Source organism: Vibrio sp. VP6 (genome assembly GCF_028823755.1).
Classification (GTDB): domain Bacteria; phylum Pseudomonadota; class Gammaproteobacteria; order Enterobacterales; family Vibrionaceae; genus Vibrio; species Vibrio parahaemolyticus.
Map to the genome: position 1 here is coordinate 1 of NZ_JAPEID010000078.1, position 5,963 is coordinate 5,963.

Below are 5,963 nucleotides of genomic sequence, written 5' to 3' on the forward strand. Positions count from 1 at the left end.
CCGCTCAGATCGTAGTTTCTTGATTTAGTTCCATCGAATTACGCAACAAAGCCCTTTAACAAAGTGCTTAGATAACTTAAATGACATTTTATGGCGACGTAAAATCTCATTTACTGAACTTTCGAGCGCAGCTATTTGAGCTTGTGAAATCATGTTTACCCCTCCATAAAGCTACGATAAAGCTCTTCAAGCTTCGAGTTCAATTCAGAGTCACTTTTCGCAGAAATTGAGCCAATTAACTCTGATTCACTTATATTTCCTAGCCTCACATCAAAGTTTTCATTATCAAAACTATCAACGAAAATATAAATTTCACTCCCCTCATCAAAGAATGAAGCAAAGTTATCATTAACAGACATATTAAATTTCATCTTATCCTCTTAATAATGTTTATAAATATCATGTCGACTTAGCGCGCTAACGCCGCATTAAGGTGTGAGCAACGCTACCACCACACCTAAACCATTGCACCGTAAACACAAAACCCAGCGCGTAGACAAAAATTCCAAGCGTTGGGAATCACTCTTAAATGCTTTGTTAAGCATTTTCTCTTGCATTTATAAAATAACTGTTTCTCAAGTAATTGTACCAGTGTTCAAATGAGTCATTTTCTCCTTGAGAATAATACTCCTGACCATTTTTGAACAGTTTCCCACCTATTAAATAGTGAGATACTCTGATAGTCAAAATCTGACCATCATTACGTAAGTGATTTATCCTAGAGCTATTATTTCCTTCAGCGATAAAGTAGAAATAGATATGGTAATTACACTTTGAAAGCTCAAAAAGCTTTTTAAATGTGTCTTGATCTGGGATATGAGTTCTGATCACTTCCAAAATGACATTCGGGTATGCTGATGTCGGAGAAAACTTTGCTACATCTCTACCAGCCAAGTCTGGCTTTATATATGTATCGTCACTAAATGCTGTTCGACAATCGTTTTCCATAAACCAAGAGTAATTGTCACCATCAATTGGCTTAAATATAACCTGCTCTTCATACTGCCTGTTATCGTTGAACACATATGTTGAAAATTGAACATTGTCTCTTTCATCATCATTTAACTCATCAAAAATGTACTGAACACATTCATCATGAGTTGGGTTGTTCTCATCCCGTCCTAATCTTGTCCCAAATGACGGGCTGCCAACACGGCGAAAATGAGGAGCATTTTCATTCCTAACGGGAACTACCAAACAATCATCATCATTGAGTAGTGGTTCTTCTTTCATTCTTGGATAAACACGGGGATCAAAAATATCCTCTTCTGTATATTCTCTTCCCGAAATAGTACCTGTAACCATTTTTCCTCCTGATGCTTAACGCCGCGTTAAGTGGTGAACAACGCAGACTACCCTACCTAAACCACTGTGCTTTAAACACTTAAACTAATTGGAACTGAAATCGCCACGCGTTGTGAATCCGTCTTGAACGCTTTGTTAAATGCCATCAACCTGCATTGTTTTTATCTTCTCGATTTTACTTTCTATAATTGGATACCGAACATCTTTAGGAGGTACTTTTTTCAATGCCATTTCCTGATGTTTTATAGCGCGATCGAAATCATTTTCTCGTAACGAACTTTCACTTAGCTGCAATAGCTCAGATATTGTTAGCTTAGCGAAATCATCATTAGACCTAGGTATATTTCCAGCAGCTAACACCACAAGTAAGATCATTGCACCAAAACCGGATGCAACAAAAAACTCATCACGATGTGTGTTTTTGGCAACATACAAACACCAAGCAATAAAAGCGCAGATGAGAGCGACTAGTAGAACATGCTCAGAGATCTCGAATGCGAAACTAATTTTTGAACCGTCAAAAGCTGTTACAAGACTCCCTAGAAATAGCCCCAATAGTAGATAGAACATTTTCTGCCTATATGAGCGATAACTTGGTAACGCATCAAAAACCTGTAGCGCAAACCCGATTAAAGCTGCAATACCAGTGATGTAAGTAAAGTATTCCATTATTCTCCTAATCATATTTTGGCATTTAACGCCCGCTTAAGTGGTGAGCAACATTACCACGACACTCAACCATTACACCGTAAACACTAAAGCTAATTCAAACCAAAACCGCCGAGCGTTGCGAATCCGTCTTAAAGCGTTTGTTATGTGCGTTACTCACCAGTCCAACGATACTTACGAATAAGGTCTTCTTTTTTAGTATCAAACTGCCTCCGATCTGAGCCAATTACCGACTTTAATAACCACCCTGCATCTTTGCCTGCATCTTTTACAGGATCGTCACTTCCCTTAGCTTCGTGTTTTTCGTAGAGGGAAATTAGTGGTGTCCCTTGCCAATAGAAATTGTCACCACCCATTAAGTCTCTAAGAGAGAACCATTCATTTCTGCGATTCTTGCACCAACAATAGACAGCACCTTGCAAAAATGCCTTTATTGATGCTTGTTCTTCATCAGAAACACCCGTGATTCCACGGATAACTTCTTTATTAATGAAACCCATTTTTTCTCCTAGAACATAACGCCGCGTTAAGGGGCAGCAACGCGCTACCACCAAACTTCAATTTAATACCGTAAACACCAGTGCCAAGATTTGAGCCAAACTCGCCACGCGTTGACTGTCCCTCTTGAACGCCTTGTTAGCTTAATTCATGCAAGCCATTGTATACCAAAAAATAACCCTACTACGCCATGAAGTATGAACTTGAGACATACCACTGAGCCGAATTTACAGGTTTGAACTTTGAATTACCTTGAACCTGGCTAAAACCGACGAGCGTGGAGACTCACGGAGCTTCACACACAAAAGCTGACATTTGAATTGCTGATTTCACACGAGGGCTTTGCCACTTACACCTAACGAGGCGATGCTTGAATTTGCACCGCCTTGATATCAAACAGATACCTGATACCTGATACCTGATACCTGATACCTGATACCTGATACCTGATACCTGATACAGCTTAGACAGGAACAAGACGAGTACAAGATAAAACATTGCCAGAGCACGATATTTCGATTTAGCTCGGCGCTAAACATTTGCTATAAGATTCTAATTTTTAGAGAGTAAGCTAACGCCGCGTTAAGTAGTGAGCAACGATACCACCTCACCTAAACCATGGCACCGTAAACACTAAAGCCATTTTTAACTGAAAATGCCACGCGTTGCGAATCTGCCTTAAACGCTTTGTTATGTGACGTACTACGTGTGGTAATCATTGCTCGAAATAAGCACCTAGATTACTATAACTTTAATAACTAGGAGAGAGATTATGAAGTTTATTAATATTGGAGAAGGTGCAAAAGTTGATGGTTTGCAGCTAAAGCGTAATATTTTAGTTACCGATGATATGTCTCAGGTTGTTGTTGTTGATGTTGGGAAAAATGGTGAAGTAATAAATTTAGATGCTGATGGCAATCAAGTGCTAACTCCCGAAGCATATAGTAAATACCTGGATGCACGAGTATCTGAGCTTGACGATTGTTTCTCAGAGTTTACTGAAGAATTACATAAAATTGAGAATGAAATAGCTAAAGCTAAAATTAATCGCCAGCTAAACGCTGTCAAAGAAGAACTAAAACAAGTCGTACCTCAAAACAGCGCAATCAACTACTCTAGAGCACTTAATACACTCAAAGATCTATGTATAAATTTGGGGTATGGTGTTTTAGCTGGCATTGCAACATCACAACTCGGGTTTTAAGTACCATAGGGGCAACACGCCCCTAGTCACATAACGCCCTGTTAAGGGGTGAACAACGCAATACCGATGAAGCCGCATACCACCTTAATCACTTAAACCAACGCATAGTGAAAATGCCACGCGTTGTGAATCCCTCTTGAACAGTTTGTTATATGCGTACTGGCACCGATCACCACACATGCAACTTAAAGTAAACCAAGAAAGATGCTATGAGAATAAGACCACACCAAGCGAAAAATACGAAGGCTTTCGCCTCAGTTTCTGCTTCTTCCATATCTGGAAGTAAAGCCATGAAATAGCATCCGATTGGAACTAATTCGTACATTTTGCCTGCATATTGGTTATTCATGCCTAAGAAAGGTGGAACCACACCAAAGAAAGCGTCACTTCAGCGAGTAGATCGGCTTTTATACCAACAAACTCAACGAGCAGAGTCTCAGCAAAAAAGTTCAACTCAGTTAACCCAAAAGTCGCCGCACCAAAGAACAAATCAACCGTTGAAACGATACCAATTTTGAGTTTACACCACGCAAGTTAACACTGAAATTGAATGCCGATAAGACAATTTCAACTTTAAGCTTTTACCACTAGGTCTTGCGATATAGGCGCGTTTTTCCTATTGCAAACTAACGCCCTGTTAAGGTGTGAGCAACGCAATACCAAAGCCGCCGCATACTACCTTAAACACTAAAATCAACGCATAGTGAAAATGCCACGCGTTGCGAATCACTCTTAAACAGTTTGTTATATGAAGTTAGTGCCTAGAAAACCAAGATAGTCTTTCCCGCTCTTCTGGATAAGTCTCACCATAAACACAAGTGTACTGTACTGTGATTGTCGTAGATGCAAGAGATCTTCTGATTTCCTTTTTGATTCGATCATCAAAACCGTCCTCAAATGTTACTTCAATTAAAATAAACTCATTTTGAGGAGCCAATACACGACCATCTATATTAGCAGCGAACGTGTCCCAAACAATTTCTGATGCTTTATCGCCTAACGACTCAACTAACGTATCGTATTGTTGACCAAACTTATTGATTTCACAGCTTTTTATTATTAATGGACCTAGCCCATAATTTTTCACTTTAACGAAAATCTTGTCTTCGTAGTCTCCCTTTGAAATATGCACAATAGGTCTCAACGACAATTTATTGTGAGTACGTTGAGCTTTAAGTGTTTTATTAGCTACTACGAGTGAAATGACTGATACGATAACAGCACAAATCGCAATTATTTCTGACGGTTTTAATTCTAACCAATCCAAAATGCCACCAAACCTATCTTTTCATATAACGCCCTGTTAAGGGGTGAGCAACGCAATACCTAAGCCGCCTCATACCACCTTAATCACTTAAACCAAGGCATAGTGAAAATGCCACGCGTTTCGAATCCCTCTTGAACAGTTTGTTAGTTTACATTTCGCACAAATCGCACGATTTAATTAAATTGAACATTTCATGCGATACATTATAATCTAACTGTACACTCAATTGGGAACTGACCATGCATACATTAACAGCCAATGATGCCAAACGAAATTTCGGCGAACTACTTCTGAGCGCACAACGCGAGCCAGTAAAAATCAGCAAAAACAGTAAAGATACTGTCGTTGTCATGTCCATTCGTGACTTTGAAGAGCTAGAAGCTATGAAAGTTGAGTACCTCAAACACTGCTTTAAGTCAGCTAAAGAAGACTTGAACAATGGAAACACTGTTGATGGTGAAAGCTTTCTGAACTCGCTGTAACTAACTTATGCAAAAGAACAAATACAAGCTAAGTAACTTAGCGCAATCTCACTTGCGCAAAGTAAAAGACTACACTGTTGAAAACTTTTCTGAATTACAGTGGCGTAACTACAAAGATACTCTGCTATCAGGGTTTCAGATGCTAGCTGATAATCCAGACTTAGGAAGAAGTTGTGACGAGATATACCCAAATGGCTTTTTTTTCCCGATTGGAAAACACACAGCTTATTTCATCAAAGAAGATGACTTTATCTTAGTCGTTGGTGTCTTAGGTCAATCACAGCTACCCCAGAATCATCTGAAATAACACGACTTTCACCCTAGAAATAATAACTGGGGTGAAAGTTTATCCATGCAAACTAACGCCCGCTTAAGTGGTGAGCAACGCAATACCGATGTTTCCGCATACCACCTAAATCACTAAATTTGCCGTAAACCACAAATGCCACGCGTTGCGAATCCGTCTTAAAGCGTTTGTTAGGCTTCTTGGATTCAAGTACGAAGTGCGACACCTCTGAACATAAAAACAGTGAAATGC

The 5,963-nt window shown here is 39.4% G+C and carries 8 protein-coding genes; 3 read left to right on the forward strand and 5 right to left on the reverse strand.

Annotated features, from left to right (window positions below; all coding sequences use genetic code 11):
• Positions 1 to 155 precede the first annotated feature (155 nt).
• The 4 genes from OU793_RS23330 to OU793_RS23345 form a co-directional block, all read right to left on the reverse strand.
• Complete coding sequence (locus OU793_RS23330; RefSeq protein ID WP_025611452.1) at positions 156 to 371, reverse strand: hypothetical protein; 216 nt, start codon at positions 369 to 371, stop codon at positions 156 to 158.
• Positions 372 to 537: 166 nt separating this feature from the next.
• The gene (locus OU793_RS23335) at positions 538 to 1,305 is read right to left on the reverse strand and encodes a hypothetical protein (RefSeq protein ID WP_159404085.1); all 768 of its coding nucleotides are present in this window, start codon (positions 1,303 to 1,305) and stop codon (positions 538 to 540) included.
• Positions 1,306 to 1,440: 135 nt separating this feature from the next.
• Positions 1,441 to 1,974, reverse strand: coding sequence for a hypothetical protein (locus OU793_RS23340; protein WP_140104155.1), 534 nt, complete (start codon positions 1,972 to 1,974; stop codon positions 1,441 to 1,443).
• A gap of 152 nt (positions 1,975 to 2,126) precedes the next feature.
• A complete protein-coding gene (locus tag OU793_RS23345; RefSeq protein ID WP_031410908.1) occupies positions 2,127 to 2,474 on the reverse strand; it encodes a hypothetical protein in 348 nt (115 codons plus the stop codon).
• A gap of 770 nt (positions 2,475 to 3,244) precedes the next feature.
• Here OU793_RS23345 and OU793_RS23350 point away from each other — a divergent pair.
• Entirely contained in the window at positions 3,245 to 3,676 is a 432-nt protein-coding gene (locus OU793_RS23350) for a hypothetical protein (RefSeq protein ID WP_043038654.1), read from the forward strand.
• 754 nt (positions 3,677 to 4,430) lie between these two features.
• Here the strand turns inward: OU793_RS23350 and OU793_RS23365 are convergent.
• A complete protein-coding gene (locus OU793_RS23365) occupies positions 4,431 to 4,943 on the reverse strand; it encodes a hypothetical protein (protein WP_159404084.1) in 513 nt (170 codons plus the stop codon).
• A gap of 239 nt (positions 4,944 to 5,182) precedes the next feature.
• Between OU793_RS23365 and OU793_RS23375 the strand changes: the two genes are divergently transcribed.
• Together OU793_RS23375 and OU793_RS23380 are read left to right on the forward strand one after the other, a co-directional pair.
• Positions 5,183 to 5,425, forward strand: coding sequence for a type II toxin-antitoxin system Phd/YefM family antitoxin (locus tag OU793_RS23375; protein ID WP_005442033.1), 243 nt, complete (start codon positions 5,183 to 5,185; stop codon positions 5,423 to 5,425).
• A gap of 7 nt (positions 5,426 to 5,432) precedes the next feature.
• Positions 5,433 to 5,732, forward strand: coding sequence for a type II toxin-antitoxin system RelE/ParE family toxin (locus tag OU793_RS23380; RefSeq protein WP_159404083.1), 300 nt, complete (start codon positions 5,433 to 5,435; stop codon positions 5,730 to 5,732).
• The last annotated feature ends 231 nt before the right edge of the window (positions 5,733 to 5,963 follow it).

Bases quoted from the DNA above. Each gene is read 5' to 3' on its own strand.
- OU793_RS23335 (WP_159404085.1), bottom strand. From the start codon at position 1,305: ATGGTTACAGGTACTATTTCGGGAAGAGAATATACAGAAGAGGATATT.
- OU793_RS23340 (WP_140104155.1), bottom strand. From the start codon at position 1,974: ATGGAATACTTTACTTACATCACTGGTATTGCAGCTTTAATCGGGTTT.
- OU793_RS23380 (WP_159404083.1), top strand. From the start codon at position 5,433: ATGCAAAAGAACAAATACAAGCTAAGTAACTTAGCGCAATCTCACTTG.
- OU793_RS23350 (WP_043038654.1), top strand. From the start codon at position 3,245: ATGAAGTTTATTAATATTGGAGAAGGTGCAAAAGTTGATGGTTTGCAG.
- OU793_RS23330 (WP_025611452.1), bottom strand. From the start codon at position 371: ATGAAATTTAATATGTCTGTTAATGATAACTTTGCTTCATTCTTTGAT.
- OU793_RS23345 (WP_031410908.1), bottom strand. From the start codon at position 2,474: ATGGGTTTCATTAATAAAGAAGTTATCCGTGGAATCACGGGTGTTTCT.
- OU793_RS23375 (WP_005442033.1), top strand. From the start codon at position 5,183: ATGCATACATTAACAGCCAATGATGCCAAACGAAATTTCGGCGAACTA.